The organism is Pseudomonas putida, assembly GCF_003228315.1.
Classification (GTDB): Bacteria; Pseudomonadota; Gammaproteobacteria; order Pseudomonadales; family Pseudomonadaceae; genus Aquipseudomonas; species Aquipseudomonas putida_S.
This window is the reverse complement of record NZ_CP029693.1, coordinates 664,139-681,348: the sequence shown is the minus strand read 5'-3', so window position 1 is coordinate 681,348 and position 17,210 is coordinate 664,139. Positions and strand designations below refer to the sequence as shown.

Here is a 17,210-nt window from a genome sequence, read left to right as displayed (position 1 = left end):
CCGCGCGCCCCTGTAGGAGCGAGCATGCTCGCGATGAACCCAAGAACACCGCGGGGTGTCAGGTTTCCCGCGTCATCGTTGACGACCATCGCGAGCAGGCTCGCTCCTACAGGAGGTCCGGGGATTAGCTGGCTTGTTCCAAAGCCGAAAACAGTTTTCCGAACTCCAGGGAAAGCTTGTGTCGTGGTGCCAGATGAATCATCGGCACCGAGGCTTCGTGGGATTCACGCATCTTCACCGTGCTGCTCAGATAGTCGGGCAGCACCGGCAAACCTTCGGCCACCAGTTCGTCGATCAGCGTCTTGTGAAAACTGGCGCGTGCCTCGAACTGGTTGACCACCACCCCTTCCACGATCAACGACTCGTTGTGGTCAGCGCGCAATTCGCTCACCTGCGCGATGACGTTGTATAGCGCCTGCCGGGAGAAGCTGTCGCAGTCGAACGGAATCAGCACCCGGTCGGCGGCGATCAACGCACTGTAGGTGTAGAAGTTCAGCGACGGCGGCGTATCGATGTAAATGCGCTCGTAATCCTCGGACAGTTCGATCAGCAGCTTGCGCAGCTTGTTGATCTTGAACTTCGATTCGAGCTTGGCCTGCAGGTCCGCCAGTTCGCGGCTGGCGGTGACCAGATGCAGGTTGTTGTAACGGGTATCGGTGATGGCCACGCGATTCTTCTTGCTGGCCGGGCCGCTGGACAGGGTCTGCTTGAAGAAATCGGCGATCCCCACGGGAATGTCATCGCCTGTAAGTCCTGTCAGATAGTGAGTCGAGTTGGCCTGCGGATCGAGATCCACCAGCAACGTCCTGTAGCCCTCCGCGGCACTGACCGCCGCGAGATTGCAGGCGATGCTTGACTTGCCAACGCCTCCTTTTTGATTGAAAACCGCTCGACGCATGAGACCGACAACCTTAGTAAGAACCTCTCCCAATCATAAGAATGAAATATTTCAGAAATGTTTCCAAATGACATATTTGTTGCATTTTCAAGACAACCAAAGCGCTTTCGGTTCTAACGCTTGAAGTTGTCTTTGAAATTGACCCTGAAGTGACTTGCAAGTTGTGCGATTGAGCTAACGTCTAGTTGTTCGCCTAGTCAGGTAAAGGACCACAGCGCCATGAGCCAATCGGATTCTTCGCCGCCAGTACCGGAGCCGGGTCGCATCGCACACAAAGGCAGCGCTGACACCGGCTGGAGCCGCTGGCTTCCCGGGCTTCGAATGTTGCGCGAATACCGGATCGCCTGGTTGCGCAACGATATCCTGGCCGGCCTGGTACTCACCACGATGCTGGTGCCGGTCGGCATCGCCTACGCCGTGGCGTCCGGTGTACCCGGCATCTATGGCCTGTACGCGACCATCGTTCCCCTGATCGCCTACGCACTGTTCGGCCCCAGCCGAATCCTCGTGCTGGGGCCGGATTCCTCACTGGCCGCCGTTATCCTCGCCGTCATCCTGCCGCTGTCGGGTGGCGACCCCGCTCGCGCCGTGGCGCTGGCGAGCATGATGGCGATAGTCTCGGGGGGCGTGTGCATTCTGGCGGGCATCGCACGCCTGGGCTTCATCACCGAATTGCTGTCCAAACCGATCCGCTACGGCTACATGAACGGCATCGCGCTGACGGTATTGATCAGCCAGCTGCCGAAGTTGTTCGGCTTTTCCATCGATTCCGCCGGCCCTTTGAGAAACCTGTGGGCCATCGCCATGGCGATCATCAATGCCAAGGCCAACTGGACTGCCTTTCTGGTGGGCGCGGCCACGCTGGTGGTGATCCTTTCACTCAAGAGCAACAAGCGCATCCCGAGCATCCTCATTGCCGTGGCGGGCGCGACCATTGTCGTCGGCATGCTGGACCTTGCGGCGCGCGCCGGAGTGTCAGTGCTTGGGCAACTGCCACAAGGTTTGCCGGCGTTCGCCATCCCGTGGATCACCCGTGAAGACATCGTCCCCGTGATCATTGGCGGCTGCGCCGTGGCCCTGGTTTCGTTCGCCGACACCAGCGTGCTGTCCCGGGTGTATGCGGCGCGGACCCGCACCTATGTCGATCCCAATCAGGAAATGGCCGGCCTGGGTTTTGCCAACCTGGCGGCTGGATTTTTCCAGGGCTTTCCCATCAGCAGCAGCTCTTCACGCACTCCGGTGGCCGAGGCCGCCGGGTCGAAAACCCAGGTGACCGGTGTGGTCGGCGCGCTGGCAGTCGCCGTGCTGTTGATGGCGGCGCCGAATCTGTTGGAAGACCTGCCCACCAGCGCGCTGGCGGCGGTGGTGATTGCCTCGGCCATTGGCCTGATCGAAGTCGCCGACCTGCGACGCATCTATCGCATTCAGCGTTGGGAATTCTGGCTGTCGATCGTCTGCACCATCGGCGTGGCCGTATTCGGTGCCATCGAGGGCATCGGCATCGCCATCGTGATCGCCGTCATCGAATTTCTCTGGGATGGCTGGCGGCCCTACTCCGCCGTGCTGGGCCAGGCCAAGGGCGTCAAGGGTTTCCATGACATCCAGCGCTACACCGACGCCAGCCTGATTCCCGGCCTGGTGCTGTTTCGCTGGGATGCTTCGCTGTTTTTCGCCAATGCCGAACTGTTCCACGACCGCATTCTCGACGCCGTGGCCGCCTCACCAACGCCGGTACGCTGGCTGGTGATTGCCGCCGAACCCATCACCAGCGTCGACGTGACCTCGGCCGACATGCTCGCCGAACTGGACGACACCCTTTACGCGGCGGGGATCGAGTTGTGCCTGGCCGAGATGAAAGACCCGGTCAAGGACAAGCTCAAGCGCTTTGGTTTGTACGAGAAACTCGGTGAAAAGGCGTTCTTCCCGACCATCGACGACGCCGTCGGCAGCTACCTGACGGCCAACCCCGTGGCCCGCCAGGACGGGGAATCCTGGGGGGCCTGATCGGGAAGCGGGAGCATCAGCCCAAAGCCTCGCGACGCCCGAAAGCCCGCACCGTCACCCACAACGCCTCGCTCAACAGGGCAAGCGCAACCGCCGCCCCACCGATGCAGAACAGCAGCACATGGTTGCCATGGGTGCTGGCGAACAACCAGGAATAGGCGTAGCCGGCCAGCGCCTGGAACAAGGCGAAGATGATGGTGGCGCGGCTCCAGGCAGCGCCTTGGGCGACCGGATCCGCGGCCAGTTGCTGCACCCGTCCGAGGGTGATGGGCACGATGCCCGGTGGAAAGCTGCCAATCACGAACACGGCCGGCACCAGCCACAGCGTCTGGTTCGACAGTGCGAGCACACTGACGGCGAGCAACTGGCTGATCAGTGCCGCCCGATTGGTGGCCGCGTGGCCGATTCGGTCGGCCAATGCACCGTAGGCAACCGGCCCCACGATGGCCCCCAGGCCATACACCACCCAAAGGTTGGCGGCCGAATGCGTGCCCCACGCCAGCCCCCTGGCCACGTAATCGACCAGGAACAACATCATTGGTACCAGGCCTACGGCCATCAAGGCGTATTGCACATAAACCAGCCCCAGCCCCGACGCGGCGGCAGCTTTACCGGACACGGGCGCTGCGGCGGGCGCAACGGCTGGCGGCCAGCCCGTCCAACTGATCACGGTGAGCAGCAGCGCAATCACACCCAGGCCGATCCAGGTTTCGCGCAGTCCCAGCTCCAACAACAGCGGAACCACGGTGCCCGAAGCGGCGATCCCAAGTCCCAGGCCGAGAAAAATCGCCCCGCTGGCCAGCCCCTTTCGCGCGCCCGGCAGGTACGGCAACACCGTGCCAGCCGCGAGCACCATGATCACGCCCCCGGCCAGGCCCGAGACAAAGCGCCAGATGAAAAACCACAGGACCGACAACGGCAACGCGCAAGCGAAGAACGCCAGCGCGACCAGCAGCATCATCCATCGCAGGCTGCGTCTGGCAGTGAACATCCGAGCCAGTGGGCGACCGCAGAAGGCGCCGGCCAGATAGCCGACCAGATTCGCCGCGCCCAGATAAATCACTTGGTTGGCGGCAAACCAGTGCGCTTCGATCAGCGCCGGCACCAGCGGTGTATAGGCAAAACGCGCCAGGCCTATGCCAACCAGACTGGCGCAGAGCCCGGCAAGGACTGCATGTAACGGGTGGGGTTGTGTACTGCGCATGGGGACTCCTTCGGTGTTCGCCACGGAGGTGCAAGGGAGATCAATCATCTTTGACAGGCCTGTCATGGTTGGCAGTGTTGACATGTTTGACAGGCATGTCAAGATCTCCCTCACAACCTTCACGCAGGACGATCGACATGGCAGGAGTACGTCAATTCAACGAAGAACAGACCCTGGATCTGGCCATGGAGCTGTTCTGGCGACAGGGCTTCGGTGCAACCTCGATGCCGCAGCTGGCAGAGGCTACGGGGGTGCTGCGCGGTTCGCTGTACAACGCCTACGGAGACAAGCAGGCGCTGTTCCTCGAGGTGTTTGCCCGCTACAAGGCACGATTTCTGGCAGCCGCGCGCGAGGCGCTGGACGAACCGCAACTGGACCGCGCGCTCAAGGCGTTTTTCGCCTACACCATTGGCTCCATGACCCAGGGCACCCCGCCAAGGGGGTGCCTGACCACCAAGACCGCCATCGACGAAGCCGCCAACAGCGAACCGATTCGCCTGGCCTTGCGCGATTTGCTCGATGGTCTGGAGGCGTTGCTCGTCGAGCGCTTTACCAGCGAAGAGGCACAACAGCGCCTGGCCCTGGACCCCGTCGCAGCGGCACGACTGGTGGTGAGTCAGACCCGGGGAATTGTGGTGATCGAACGCCTGTATCAGGACGCGCAACGCCTGCAGGACATTGCCGATTCGCTGGTGGCGATCCTGTTGCATCCGCAAGCCGGGTGATAACGCATTCAGCCCGCAGCTTAATCCGACACCAAATGGTCATCGCTGACCACTTGATTGCGGCCATTCTCCTTGGCCGCATACAAGCGCCGGTCAGCCTTGGCCACCAGCGCTTCGAGCCCGGTGACCTGATCGGCCCCCAGCTCCGCCACCCCGATCGACACCGTCAAGTGAACCTCCCTTGACGGTGCCGACGCCAGCATCATCACCGGATCCGGCAGACACACTGACTGTTCGATACCGATGCGCAGCTTCTCGGCGATCCTGCTGGCATCGTCCAGTGTCGTCGCTGGCAGCATCACGCAAAATTCTTCACCACCGTAGCGCGCCACCAGGTCATGGGGCCGAACCAATGCGCGGCACAGGGTCGCCAGATGCTTGAGCACTTCATCGCCGGTGGTGTGCCCCCAATTGTCATTGATGAACTTGAATCGATCGATGTCGATCATGAGCAACGCAATGGGTTGCTTGCCTTGAAGCCGCCTGACCAACCCTTTGAAATCCGCTTGCAGGCGCCGCCGGTTGGCCAGTTGCGTCAGCGCATCGACCAGCCCGAGTTCGGTGAGCCGGGCATTCAGTCGCATCTGGTTGAGCAGCAAATGATCGACGACGAACAGCGTCACGACCAATAACGCGGCAAGCGATAACCAGACGAAGATGAAAATCGAGCTGAACTGTTCGATCACCGACCAGCGCAGCTCGTTGATTGACACCTTGTTGAGCAGCAACAGTTCGGAATCGTGCAGGACCCGATAGAAATACAGATCATCGCCACCACGAAGCACGCCTTTGCCTGACTGGAACATGGCCGGCATGGAGAGCCCGGAGACGGTCTCGGGCAAAGTATTGAGCCAGTTGCCTTCCTGGTCGTTGAAGGTTTCCTGATTGGTGGCAATCAGCGATCCACGCTGATCGAGCAGCACATGCAATTCATCGGGCGGTGTCCCGGCATACAGGTAATCCTGCAGCCTTTGCTGCAACACCTCGAAGAGGATGGCGCCCCGTGGCACGCCATTGGAAATCAGCGATGTAGTGAGCAACAACCGGGCGCCGAGGAAAACCTGCCTTGCCTGGATAATCATGAAGGCAACATCGGCCCCGCTTGTACTCTGCGCACGGGGCCGAATAAGCCTGGAGGCGGCAAACGCCTTGAGCACCGCCGGCAGCTTTTCATCGGGAATTCGCGGATAAGCCACCACCACCCCGGTGGTCGACACATAGAGAACATGCTCGATGTAGCGTTTTGCCTGGTATTGCGCGGGAAACATCTGACTCAGGGTACGGGACAGAATCAGGTCCTGACGCAAGGTTCGACTGTCGCGGAACAAACCGGGAATCGCCGCCAGTTGCTCATCGCCGATGGCACGCACCGGGGCATCGCTGGGCGTCACAGATAATCCCCAAACCGGACTCCCCCCGCGCTTGCAACGCTTGTTGCAGGGCAGAATCCAGATCCGTATCACCTTGCGTGGCCTGCTCGTCCTGCAGCAGGCGTTCAGCGACATTGCGCAACAGCCGCAACTGGTTCTTGCCGTTATCGATGGTCATGTCGACGGCAACCGCGTGCAGTTGCAAGCGGTGCTCGCGCTGGTCGACCTGGCGTTCGAAACCCAGAAAATACTGGCGGGCCGCCAGCACCAACGTCACCGCAAACACCCCCGCAAAAAAAACGAACACCGTCTGCCGCGGACGGGCATTGATGTAGGCAAAAAAACGGCGAAATCGGGAGCCTGAACGGTATGGAGTCGGCATACATGGATTCCGTCAAACGGATCGAGAAAGTGTAGCCCGGCGCCATAACTGTAGGAGCGAGCCTGCTCGCGATGGTCGTCAACGATGACGCGGGGGGCCTGACACCCCGTGGCGTTCTCGGGTTCATCGCGAGCATGCTCGCTCCTACACCTACAGAGTGGGCACATTCATACAATCGCCGTGCTCCAGATAGCCGGGACAATACCCGCTCCGTCATGTACCTGACCGGCACTGGAAAATATCGCTCATGCCATTTGAACCGCGAGCCACTTACTGGCTGCTTTTACTCCTCCCGGCCGCCACCGGGACAGCCATGGCCAGTGAACCCGAAGCTCAAGGCTTCATGGAGGGTTCGTCACTCAACGTCCTGAACCGCAACTTCTTCCTGCAAAGCGACTACCGCTCCCCAACCCCGGCGAACAAGAACTACAAGCAGGAATGGGCCCAAGGGTTCATCGCTTCGTTTGCCTCCGGTTTCACGCCAGGCACCGTTGGCTTCGGCATTGATGCCCACGGTTTTCTCGGTGTGAAGCTCGACGGCGGCAAGGGGCATTCGGGCACGGGCCTGTTGCCGCTGGACTCGGATGGTCGCAGTGACAGCGACTACTCCAGCGCCGGTGGCGCGCTGAAACTGCGCGCGTCAAAAACCACCTTGGCCTACGGTGAGATGACCGTGGAAACCCCAGTGTTCGACACCGCTGACAAGCGTCTGCAACCGGAATACGCCACGGGTTTTCTGTTCGACAGCCGTGAGTCGGACGCTGTGCATGTGCAGGCCGGGCATTTCACCGCCTTCAAGAACCAGGACGCGTCGACCGGCAAAGGTGACTTCACCGGCTACGGGGTGAGCACCGATACCGGCGGCATCAGCTTCCTTGGCGCGCAATTGTTCGAAGACCAGCCGGTGGGCGGTGCGCTGTACGCCTCGGAGCTGAGCGAAACCTGGCGGCAGTACTACGCCAACCTGCACCTGACGCAATCCGGGTTCTTTATCGACGGCAATGTCTACCACACCCGGGATTACGGCGACGCTGCGGCCGGGACGATTGATAACACCGCCTATAGCCTGTCGGGGAAATACAAGGTCGGGGCCCAGGGCTTCACCCTGGCCTATCAAAAGATCCACGGTGACACGCCGTTCGACTTTGTCGGGGGCGATTCGATCTACCTCGCCAACTCCATCAAATACGCCGACTTCAACGGCCCCGGCGAGCGTTCGTGGCAGGCGCGCTACGACCTCGACATGGGCGCCTTCGGCATTCCCGGCCTGACGTTCATGACCCGTTATGTGACCGGTCGCGGCATTGACGGCACCCATGCACCGCAAGGGGGTGCGTACAACCCGTTCGATCCGGATACCGGTCAGTTCGTCCCGCAACAAGGGGATGGCGGACGCCATTGGGAGCGGGATATCGATCTGCACTACGTCGTGCAGTCAGGCCCGGCAAAGGATTTGTCAGTGAAACTGTCCCAAGTGACCCATCGGGCCAACAGCGCTCAGGCCGGGGATGACATCGACCGGATCTACATCGTGGTCGAGTACCCGCTCAATTTCGGGCACTTTTGAATCATCCGCGGCCCGAGTCCGTGGGGAATGTCAGGCGAGTTTGATGACGCCGCCCTGAATCTCGTCCCGCGCCATGCGCAAGTCGATGGCGTCCTGGTTGAGGCGATGAATCAGGTTGAGCAGCCGTTGACGCAATACCTCATCCTTGAGCTGCTCGCTGGCACGCATCACGTCCAGCGCCGCCGCTTCATTATTGCTGGCGACAGAATCAAGCAGTTTGCGCAAGCTTCTCGATGGCCGATTCATCCTGGATCCCTTCTGATTTGGTGAGGCGAATGCTACGGGGCCTTTGTTGCGTCAATGTTTCAGCCACACCAGGCTCGCATTACCTTTGTAGGAGCGAGCCTGCTCGCGATGGACGTCAACGATTACGCGCCTTGTCTGAAGGATCGCGTCGTCTGGGCGTTTTTCGCGAGCAGGCTCGCTCCTACAGGGGTTGGATCAAGCTTTTCAGCCCGACTCGGTCTCGCGAATCAGCTTCTTGTTGATCTTGCCAACGCTGGTCTTGGGGATTTCGGTGACGAACTTGAACTGCTTGGGGATCGCCCACTTGTTGATCCGCCCGCCGTCGACGAAGGCTTGCAGGTGCGCTTCCAGCAGTTTGCGGTCCAGGTATTGCCCCGCCTCGCACACCACCATGGCCATCGGGCGTTCGCCCCACTGCTCGTCGGCGATACCGACCACCGCGACGGACGACACCGCCGGGTGTTCGCTGATCAGGCTTTCCAGTTCCAGGGAGCTGATCCATTCGCCGCCGGTCTTGATCACATCCTTGATCCGGTCCTTGATCTCCACCCCGCCCTGCGGGTCGATCGAGGCCATGTCGCCGGTGTGCAGCCAGCCGCCCTCCCACAGCTCGGCGCCTTTTTCCGCTGACTTCAGATAGCCCTGGGTCAGCCACGGTGCGCGCACCACGATTTCGCCCAGGGATTCGCCGTCATGGGCCACGTCGTTGCCGCTGGCGTCGACGATGCGCAAATCGACCATCGGGATGGGCGTGCCGGTCTTGACCCGGCTTGGCAACTGTTCCGACATGGGCTTGGCGCGGTCTTCATCACGCAGGTAGGTGAGGCACAGCAGCGGGCAAGTTTCCGACATGCCGTAACCGGCGTGCATCACCATGCCTCTGTTGCTGGCTTCCGTGGCGAGACCCAAAGGTAGCGCGCTGCCGCCAATGAGGATTTTCCAGCCGTCGAAGCGGGTCTTCGAACCCTCCTCGCAGTTCAGGATCATTTGCAGAATGGTCGGCACGCAATGGGAGAAGCTGACCTTCTCTTCGCGGAACAATCGCACCAGGCTGTTGGGCTCGTAACGACCCGGATAAACCTGCTTGAGCCCTATCAGTGTCGCCACATACGGCACGCCCCAGGCATGCACGTGGAACATCGGCGTGATCGGCATGTACACGTCGTCGGAACGCAGCAACGGCTGGCCCTGATAGACGCCGAGGCTGCCCACGGCATTGAGGGTGTGCAGCACCAGTTGCCGATGGCTGAAGTACACGCCTTTCGGGTCACCCGTGGTACCGGTGGTGTAGAACAGGGTCGCCACCGAGTTTTCGTCAAAATCGGGGAAGTCGTACTGATCCGAAGCCTGCTCCAGCAATTGCTCGTACTCGCCAACCACAGGCAGCGAGGTATCGGCGGCGCCGTTGTCGCTGAGCTGGACGTAGCCTTTGACGGTGGTGAGCCGATCCTGAATCTGCTCGAGCAGCGGCACGAAGTCGTCATGCACCAGCACCAGATCGTCCTCGGCGTGGTTCATGGTGAACAGCACCTGCTCCGGCGACAGGCGAATGTTCACCGTGTGCAGCACCGCACCGATCATCGGCACGGCGAAGAAGCATTCCAGGTAGCGATGGCTGTCCCAGTCGAGCAAGGCCACGGTGTCACCGGCTTTGACCCCGGCGGCGGTCAGCGCATTGGCCAGGCGACGGATACGCTGGTTGAGGGTCTGGTAGCTGTAGCGCAGTTTGTCGGCGTAGACGATTTCCCGACCTGGCTCATAGCGCACGCCGGAGAGCAGCAATTGCTTGATCAGCAAGGGGTAGGCATAAGCGCCTTCGGCGGGCGGAATTATTTTTGTCGCCATCATTATTAAAGGTTCCTTGTTCTATCAGAACTGATCGGCTTGCAGCGCGAAGAGGCAATCACTGCCGGCCTTGGCCGTAGCGCTCAGCGAGTGGATACGCGGCAGCAGGCGGGCAAAGTAGAAACGCGCGGTGGCCAGTTTGCTGGAGTAGAAATCATCCGTGGAGTCCGCATCGAGGGCGGCCTTGGCCATCATCGCCCACATGTAGGCATAGGCGGTGTAGCCGAACACGTGCAGGTACTCGACCGAGGCCGCGCCGACCTCATTCGGGTTGTGTTGGGCGCGATCCAGCAGCCAGTGGGTCAGTTCGTCGAGCACATCCACCGCTGCGTTCAACGGTTTGGTGAACTCGCCCAGATTGGCGCCGGCGTTGGCGGAGAAGTTGCGAATTTCCGAAGCGAACAGACGGTAAAGCGCCCCGCCGCTGCCGACGATCTTGCGCCCGGCCAGGTCGAGGGACTGGATGCCGTTGGTGCCTTCATAGATCTGGGTGATGCGCACATCACGCACCAATTGCTCCTGGCCCCACTCGCGAATGTAGCCGTGGCCGCCAAAGACCATCTGCCCGTGCAAGGTGGTTTCCAGGCCCATGTCAGTCAGGAAGGCCTTGGCCACCGGGGTCAACAGCGCCACCAGTTCCTGGGCGCGATTGCGAGTGGTGGCGTCATCGCTGTACTTGGCGGTGTCCAGTTGCAAGGCGACGTAGCTGGAGAACGCGCGACCCCCTTCGTTCAAGGCCTTCATGGTCAGCAGCATGCGGCGCACGTCCGGGTGCACGATGATCGGGTCGGCGGCCTTGTCCTTGTGCTGCGCGCCGGTGGGCGCACGGCTCTGGATGCGATCCTGGGCATACGCCACGGCGTTCTGGTAGGAGCGCTCACCCTGGGCCAGGCCCTGAATGCCAACGCCCAGACGCTCGTAGTTCATCATGGTGAACATCGCCGCCAGGCCTTTGTTCGGCGCGTCGACGAGCCAGCCAGTGGCACCGTCGAAGTTCATCACGCAGGTGGCCGAAGCCTTGATGCCCATCTTGTGTTCGATGGAGCCGCAGTACAGCGAATTGCGTTCGCCCAGGGATCCGTCGGCATTGACCAGCACCTTGGGCACCAGGAACAGCGAGATGCCCTTGGGTCCGGCCGGTGCATCCGGCAAGCGCGCCAGCACCAGGTGGATGATGTTTTCGGTCAGGTCCTGCTCGCCACCGGTGATGAAGATCTTGCTGCCGCTGACCTTGTAGCTGCCGTCGGCCTGGGGTTCGGCGCGGGTACGAATCATGCCCAGGTCGGTGCCGGCGTGGGCTTCGGTCAGGCACATGGAACCGGTCCAGGTGCCGGCGTACATGTTCGGCAGGTAAGCGGCTTTCAGTTCCTCACTGGCGTGAGCGTTGATCGACAGGCAGGCGCCTGCCGTCAGCATCGGGTACAGGCCGAACGACAGGCTGGCCGCGTTGACCATTTCTTCCACCTGCGCGGAGATGGCCTTGGGCATGCCCATCCCACCGAATCGCGGGTCGCCACCGACACCGACCCAACCACCCTCGGCAAATGCCTGGTACGCCTGGGCAAAGCCCTCTGGCGCGTTGACGGTGTCCTTGCTCCAGGTGCAGCCCTGTTCGTCGCTGGGGCGGTTCAACGGTGCGATGACTTCACCGGTGATCTTGCCGGCCTCTTCGAGGATCGCGGCGGCGGTTTCTTCGTCGATCACCTCGGCCAGGCCGGGCATGCTGGCCCATAGCCGCGATACCTGGAAAACCTCGTTGAGTACGAAGCGCATGTCGCGCAGGGGTGCTTTGTAGTCAGACATTGTTGGCTTACTCGGAAGTGGTCAGGGCATGAGGTACGCCCGGACGTTCAGTGGTTTCAATGTTGTCGGGGGTTGCAACGGCACCAGTGGCAGGCACCTTTTCGCGCAGCAGGAAGTACGACAGCGCCGGAATCAGGATCAGCGCACCGAGCATGTTCCACAGGAACATGAAGGTCAGCAGGATGCCCATGTCGGCCTGGAACTTGATCGGCGACCAGACCCAGCACACCACGCCGGCGGCCAGGGTGATGCCCACCAGCCCCACTACTCGCCCGGTGAAGGACACGGCGTTGCGATAGGCCTGGGACAGCGGCAAACCCTGGCGCTGGAAGTGCAATTGCACGCTCAAGAGATACAAGGCGTAGTCCACGCCGATGCCGACGCCGAGGGCGATCACCGGCAGGGTCGCGACCTTCACGCCGATGCCCATCGCCACCATCAGCGCCTCGCAGAGGATCGAAGTCAGCACCAGCGGCAGCAGCGCCACCAGCGTGGCCCGCCAGCTGCGGAAGGTGATCAGGCAGAACAGCGTCACTGCCGCGTACACGTAGAGCAGCATGGTGTGGTTGGCTTCGCGCACCACGATGTTGGTCGCCGCCTCGATCCCGGCGCTGCCGGCGGCCAGCAGGAACTGCCGATCCGGGGTGCTGTTCTCGCGGGCGAACTTGTCGGCGATCGCCACCACGGCGTCGAGGGTTTCGGCCTTGTGGTCCTTGAGGAAGGTGATCACCGGCATCAGCGAGCAGTCGGTGTTGAACAGCTCCGGCGAGTTCACCGAGGCTTGCTGGGCGGCGTAGTTGAGCACGTCCTGGTTGCGCTGGATGCTGTTGAGCTTGGGGTTGCCTTCGTAGGTGCCGGCGGTGATCTGCCGTACCGCGTTGACCAGCGAAGCGGTGGCCTGCACGCCCGGATACTGCTGCAGCTCCCAGGCCAGGCGGTCGGCGAGGATCAGGGTCTTATAGTTCAGACAGCCTTCGGGCGCGGTCTTGATCATCACCGCGAACAGGTCGCTGGACAGCGCGTAGTGACTGGTGATGTAGGCGTTGTCGCGGTTGTAGCGCGAGTCGGCGCGCAGCTCCGGCGCCCCGCTTTCCAGGTCGCCGATCTTCAGCTGCTGGCTGACCACGAAACCGCCGACGCCCATCAGCGTTGCTACCAGCACGGCGGCGGTCGCCCATTTGGCGGTGGTGAAGCGGTCGAGCAGGTCCCACAAGCGGCCGAAGCCTTTGCTCTTCTCGGCACGGGTGTCGATTTTCAGCGCGCGCTCGGCGGCCTTGGCGCCGACGCCGATGTAGGACAGCGCCACCGGCATCAGCAGCAGCGAGGTGAAGATCAACACCGCGACGCCGATGCTGGCGGTGATCGCCAGGTCCTGGATCACCGGGATGTCGATCAGCATCAGCACCGCAAAGCCCACGGCGTCGGCCAGTAGCGCCGTGACCCCGGCAATGAACAGGCGGCGGAAGGTGTAGCGCGCGGCGATCAGCTTGTGGGTGCCCCGGGCGATGTCCTGCATGATGCCGTTCATCTTCTGCGCCGCGTGGGACACGCCGATGGCGAAGATCAGGAATGGCACCAGCACCGAATACGGATCGATGGCGTAGCCCAGCCAGGCGACGATGCCCAGTTGCCAGACCACCGCGATCAGCGAGCAGCCGACCACCAGCAAGGTACTGCGCACGCACCGGGTGTAGGCATAAATGATCACCAGCGAGGTGACCACGGCCAGGCCGAAGAACATCATCACCTGGATCAGGCCGTCGATCAGGTCGCCCATCAGCTTGGCGAAACCGATCACACGTACCTTGTACGGACCCTTGCCCTCCTCGCCTGACTTGCGCGCCGAAGCGTCACCGGCGAATTCGATCTTGTCGCGCAGCTGCTCTTCGAGCATCTGCGAAAAGGCGTGGTAGTTGATGCGCTGGCCACCGGCGGCGGCCTTGTCCAGCAGCGGCACCACCAGCATGCTCGACTTGAAGTCGCTGGCCACAAGGCTGCCCACAAGACCCGCGCGGGCGATGTTCTGGCGCAACTGCTCGATCTGCTCCGGCTTGCCCGAATAGGTGTCGGGCATCACCGGACCGCCCTGGAAACCGTCCTCGGTGACTTCGGTCCAGCGCACGCCCGGGCTCCACAGCGACTTCATCCAGGCGCGGTCGACGCCGTCGGTGAGGAATAGTTGATCGTTGACCTGCTTGAGCACGTCCAGGTATTCGGGGTCGAAAATATCGCCATGGGTGTTCTCCACCACCACCCGCACCGAGTTGCCCAGGCCGCGCAACGAGGCGCGGTTTTCCAGGAAGTTCTGGATGTAGGGCTGGCTCTGCGGAATCATTTTTTCGAAGCTGGGGCGCAGCTCCAGGCGGGTGATCGCCATGTAGCCCAGCAGCACCGTGGTCAGCGCCATCAGCAGCATGAACAGCGGGCGGAAGTTGAACACCAGGCGTTCCAGAAGGTTGCCGGAGCGCTGGTCGAAATCGCGCAGGTCGCGGATCACCGGCATGGCGTCTTGTTTGATATTGCCCATGTCTGGGTTCTCGCTCTTAGGGTTCGATGGCGGCGGCTTTGGGGACAGGTGCGACTGGCAGTGTGCGGGCGCCACGGCTGCCCGCCAGCACCAGCTGGCCGTCGGCGGCCTGGGTGGCACCGGCGACCGGCGCTGGAGCCGACTGCTGCACCAGGTGCATCTGCGCGCCCTGCCCCTGGCTGACCAGCATCTGCCCGCCCTGGGTGAACAGGCGGTAGTGACCAGCGGCATCGATCAGCCCCGCGGTGATGCTCAGGTGCAGGCCGCTGTCCAGGGCGGCCCAGCTCTGGCCGCCATCGCTGCTGCGCAGCACGTTGCCGCGCAGGCCGTAGACCAGCACTTCGCCGGGCTTGCCGAGCACACCGAAGAAGCTGCCCTGATACGGCGTCTCTACGGCAGTGAAGCGTTGCGCACTGTCGTCCCACTTGAGCAACAGACCCTGCTCGCCGGCGATGTACAGCGCATCACCCGTTGAGGCGATGGCATTGAGGTGGAAACCCTGCGGGTTATCGGTGCGGTCCTGGAACGGCGTCCAGGTCTGGCCGCCATCGTCGGTGCGCAGGATCAGATTGAACACGCCGACCACATAGCCGGTTTTTTCATTGGCGAACCAGACGTCGAGCAGCGGTTTGTCCGCGCCTTGATCCATTAAACGTTGGCCTTCCGTGGCCAACTGGGGCCATTGCTCGTTGTTCGGCTCTGCCTTGGCCAGAGCCGAGTAATGTTCGATCAGCAAGCTGCCGATCTGGCGACCGTCGAGTTGTTTTTGCCAGGTCGCGCCGGCATCGCTGCTGTGCAGCACCACGCCGTCATTGCCCACCGCCCAGCCTTGGCTCGCGGTCGGGAAATTCACGGCAGTAAGGTCGGCACTGACCGGCACCGAGGCCTGTTGCCAGTGCAACCCTGAATCATCGGAAAACAGAATATGGCCGCGCTGGCCGACGCTGATCACCCGCGAACCTGCGCGGGTCATGCCGGACAACGGGCTGTTGACGGACAAGGCACTGACCCGGGCGGGCAAGTCCAGTACATCGACGTAATCGGCTGCGAAGCTGACGCCTTGCAACACGCTCAACACCACACCACAGGCCAGCTGCAAATAATTATTTTTATACGAACACATACCGCGTCCTCTTCGGAAAATCGCGTCGGAGCACACACTTGTGGGAGCGAGCCTGCTCGCGATGGTCGTTAACGATTACGCGTGCTTTCTGGATGCCCGCGTCGCTCTCGGGTTCATCGCGAGCAGGCTCGCTCCTACAGTGAGGTTGGCTTAGCGAATACCGGCACCTGCCAGGGATTCCGAGGACCACTGGGCCTTGGAGAGCGGGTCGATGTACTTGATGCCGCCGTAAGGGCCGACCACGCCGTTGATGTTGTAGGAGCCGCCGACCAGGTCGTAGATCATGAACGGCGTCGAATCCGGCACCTGCTTGTCATAGCTCTGGCTCAGGAAGGCGAAGGAGCCACGGTAGAGCTGACCACGGGCGTCATATTGGTCCGAAGCCAGAGCCGTCCAGCTGTCTTCGTCGAGGTAGAAGCGACGCTTGGCGTAGATGTGACGGGCACCGGGCTTGAGGTTGCCTTCGACGACCCAGACGCGGTGTTTTTCCCAACGCACGTAGTCCGGAGACAGGTGGTTGGCGGTGGTCAGCGACTTCGGATCCTGCGCATACGTCAGCTTGTAGGTGTTGTAGGGCACGATCATTTCCTGCTTGCCCACCAGCTTCCAGTCGTAGCGATCCAACGCACCGTTGAACACGAACACGTCGTCGTAGGTGCCCGCACCGGCGGTACCCGGGTTCGGCGTGTCGTAGGCCAGGTTCGGTGCCAGCTTCACCCGGCGCTGGCCAGGCAGGTACTGCCAGGCGCGACGCGGTTGTTGCAGCGGGTTGGCGGCGTCCTTGAGCATCACCGCTTCACCGGCGCGGCGCGCAGGGCCGGTGTAGGCCAGCTTCATCTGGTAGTAGACGTCGGCGCTGCTGATCGGCTGCGAGAGGTTCTCGTAGATCGGGTAGGAAATGAACGCCTGCCCGGTGATCGCCAGGCTTGGCACACCGGCGGAGTCGACGTTCCACGAGTCGTATTTGGAGCTGATGTTCACACCCTGATAACGCAGCAGGAAGTTCCACATCGCTTCGCTGCCCGATTGCGGGATCGGGAACGGCACGCCCGGCAGCACGTTGTCGATGGCCAGGCCATCTTCCAGGGACTTGGCGCCGCTGGCGTTCTTCACACCGTTGTCGAGAATGGCCTGGGGCAGCGAAACGGTGCGGTGCGTCGGGTACACGTCGACACGGAAGGTCGGGAAGCGCTTGGCCAGTTCCACCGTGGTGGCGGTCAGCAGGTTCTTGTACTTGTCGACGTTCTTGCCGTCGATCACCACCAGCGGTTTTTCACTGGCAAACGGGTTCGGACGCATGCTGTCACCGGACTTGAAGCTGGCCGGTGGCGTGGTCAGGCCACCGCTGTAGGCCGGAATCGAGCCATCGGCGTTGCCGGCCTTTTCCGCGCCTACCTGGGTCAGGCTGGTGCCCAGCTTGGCGGCTTCCTGAGCGGAAACGGCGGCCTGTGCCTGGGCGGCCAGGACGAGAGAGAGCGATGCGGCCAAAACGGTATAAGCAAATTTCATCTTTGTA

General features: G+C 61.9%; 13 protein-coding genes. 3 read left to right on the top strand and 10 right to left on the bottom strand.

Annotated elements, in window-relative coordinates; all coding sequences use genetic code 11:
• Positions 1–124: 124 nt before the first annotated feature.
• Positions 125–898 carry a ParA family protein gene (locus DKY63_RS03075; RefSeq protein WP_110962765.1) on the bottom strand — a complete coding sequence of 258 codons (774 nt, stop codon included), beginning with the start codon at positions 896–898 and terminating at the stop codon, positions 125–127.
• Between the two features lie 219 nt (positions 899–1,117).
• On the opposite strand from DKY63_RS03075, the gene DKY63_RS03070 reads away from it, so the two are divergent.
• Positions 1,118–2,902, top strand: a complete 1,785-nt coding sequence (locus DKY63_RS03070; protein ID WP_110962764.1) for a SulP family inorganic anion transporter — start codon at positions 1,118–1,120, stop codon at positions 2,900–2,902.
• Between the two features lie 16 nt (positions 2,903–2,918).
• Here DKY63_RS03070 and DKY63_RS03065 read toward each other — a convergent pair whose 3' ends face one another.
• Positions 2,919–4,106 carry a YbfB/YjiJ family MFS transporter gene (locus tag DKY63_RS03065; RefSeq protein ID WP_110962763.1) on the bottom strand — a complete coding sequence of 396 codons (1,188 nt, stop codon included), beginning with the start codon at positions 4,104–4,106 and terminating at the stop codon, positions 2,919–2,921.
• Positions 4,107–4,243: 137 nt separating this feature from the next.
• On the opposite strand from DKY63_RS03065, the gene DKY63_RS03060 reads away from it, so the two are divergent.
• Positions 4,244–4,831 (top strand): TetR/AcrR family transcriptional regulator, encoded by a 588-nt coding sequence (locus DKY63_RS03060; protein WP_110962762.1) that lies wholly within the window; start codon positions 4,244–4,246, stop codon positions 4,829–4,831.
• A 20-nt stretch (positions 4,832–4,851) separates the two neighbouring features.
• Here DKY63_RS03060 and DKY63_RS03055 read toward each other — a convergent pair whose 3' ends face one another.
• Positions 4,852–6,222 (bottom strand): diguanylate cyclase, encoded by a 1,371-nt coding sequence (locus DKY63_RS03055; RefSeq protein ID WP_162634834.1) that lies wholly within the window; start codon positions 6,220–6,222, stop codon positions 4,852–4,854.
• A complete protein-coding gene (locus tag DKY63_RS32080) occupies positions 6,182–6,583 on the bottom strand; it encodes a hypothetical protein (protein ID WP_162634832.1) in 402 nt (133 codons plus the stop codon). The genes DKY63_RS03055 and DKY63_RS32080 overlap by 41 nt, the downstream gene beginning before the upstream one ends.
• Before the next feature lie 247 nt (positions 6,584–6,830).
• On the opposite strand from DKY63_RS32080, the gene DKY63_RS03050 reads away from it, so the two are divergent.
• Entirely contained in the window at positions 6,831–8,150 is a 1,320-nt protein-coding gene (locus DKY63_RS03050; RefSeq protein ID WP_110962760.1) for an OprD family porin, read from the top strand.
• A gap of 30 nt (positions 8,151–8,180) precedes the next feature.
• Here the strand turns inward: DKY63_RS03050 and DKY63_RS03045 are convergent, their stop codons facing one another.
• The 6 genes from DKY63_RS03045 to DKY63_RS03020 all read right to left on the bottom strand — a co-directional run bounded on the left by DKY63_RS03045 (position 8,181) and on the right by DKY63_RS03020 (position 17,203).
• On the bottom strand, positions 8,181–8,396 hold the full coding sequence (locus DKY63_RS03045; protein ID WP_110962759.1) for a hypothetical protein: 216 nt from the start codon (positions 8,394–8,396) through the stop codon (positions 8,181–8,183).
• Positions 8,397–8,600: 204 nt separating this feature from the next.
• Positions 8,601–10,244 carry a fatty acid--CoA ligase gene (locus tag DKY63_RS03040; RefSeq protein WP_110962758.1) on the bottom strand — a complete coding sequence of 548 codons (1,644 nt, stop codon included), beginning with the start codon at positions 10,242–10,244 and terminating at the stop codon, positions 8,601–8,603.
• 21 nt (positions 10,245–10,265) lie between these two features.
• Positions 10,266–12,044 (bottom strand): acyl-CoA dehydrogenase C-terminal domain-containing protein, encoded by a 1,779-nt coding sequence (locus DKY63_RS03035; RefSeq protein ID WP_110962757.1) that lies wholly within the window; start codon positions 12,042–12,044, stop codon positions 10,266–10,268.
• Positions 12,045–12,051: 7 nt separating this feature from the next.
• On the bottom strand, positions 12,052–14,571 hold the full coding sequence (locus DKY63_RS03030; protein WP_110962756.1) for an efflux RND transporter permease subunit: 2,520 nt from the start codon (positions 14,569–14,571) through the stop codon (positions 12,052–12,054).
• Between the two features lie 16 nt (positions 14,572–14,587).
• Positions 14,588–15,694, bottom strand: a complete 1,107-nt coding sequence (locus DKY63_RS03025; RefSeq protein ID WP_110962457.1) for a WD40/YVTN/BNR-like repeat-containing protein — start codon at positions 15,692–15,694, stop codon at positions 14,588–14,590.
• A gap of 150 nt (positions 15,695–15,844) precedes the next feature.
• Positions 15,845–17,203 (bottom strand): DUF1329 domain-containing protein, encoded by a 1,359-nt coding sequence (locus tag DKY63_RS03020; protein WP_110962755.1) that lies wholly within the window; start codon positions 17,201–17,203, stop codon positions 15,845–15,847.
• Positions 17,204–17,210: the final 7 nt, after the last annotated feature.

Excerpts from the sequence above, each read along its gene's own strand:
- DKY63_RS03075 (WP_110962765.1), bottom strand. The coding sequence starts at position 898 with ATGCGTCGAGCGGTTTTCAATCAAAAAGGAGGCGTTGGCAAGTCAAGC.
- DKY63_RS03070 (WP_110962764.1), top strand. The coding sequence starts at position 1,118 with ATGAGCCAATCGGATTCTTCGCCGCCAGTACCGGAGCCGGGTCGCATC.
- DKY63_RS03065 (WP_110962763.1), bottom strand. The coding sequence starts at position 4,106 with ATGCGCAGTACACAACCCCACCCGTTACATGCAGTCCTTGCCGGGCTC.
- DKY63_RS03060 (WP_110962762.1), top strand. The coding sequence starts at position 4,244 with ATGGCAGGAGTACGTCAATTCAACGAAGAACAGACCCTGGATCTGGCC.
- DKY63_RS32080 (WP_162634832.1), bottom strand. The coding sequence starts at position 6,583 with ATGCCGACTCCATACCGTTCAGGCTCCCGATTTCGCCGTTTTTTTGCC.
- DKY63_RS03050 (WP_110962760.1), top strand. The coding sequence starts at position 6,831 with ATGCCATTTGAACCGCGAGCCACTTACTGGCTGCTTTTACTCCTCCCG.
- DKY63_RS03045 (WP_110962759.1), bottom strand. The coding sequence starts at position 8,396 with ATGAATCGGCCATCGAGAAGCTTGCGCAAACTGCTTGATTCTGTCGCC.
- DKY63_RS03040 (WP_110962758.1), bottom strand. The coding sequence starts at position 10,244 with ATGATGGCGACAAAAATAATTCCGCCCGCCGAAGGCGCTTATGCCTAC.
- DKY63_RS03035 (WP_110962757.1), bottom strand. The coding sequence starts at position 12,044 with ATGTCTGACTACAAAGCACCCCTGCGCGACATGCGCTTCGTACTCAAC.
- DKY63_RS03030 (WP_110962756.1), bottom strand. The coding sequence starts at position 14,571 with ATGGGCAATATCAAACAAGACGCCATGCCGGTGATCCGCGACCTGCGC.
- DKY63_RS03025 (WP_110962457.1), bottom strand. The coding sequence starts at position 15,694 with ATGTGTTCGTATAAAAATAATTATTTGCAGCTGGCCTGTGGTGTGGTG.
- DKY63_RS03020 (WP_110962755.1), bottom strand. The coding sequence starts at position 17,203 with ATGAAATTTGCTTATACCGTTTTGGCCGCATCGCTCTCTCTCGTCCTG.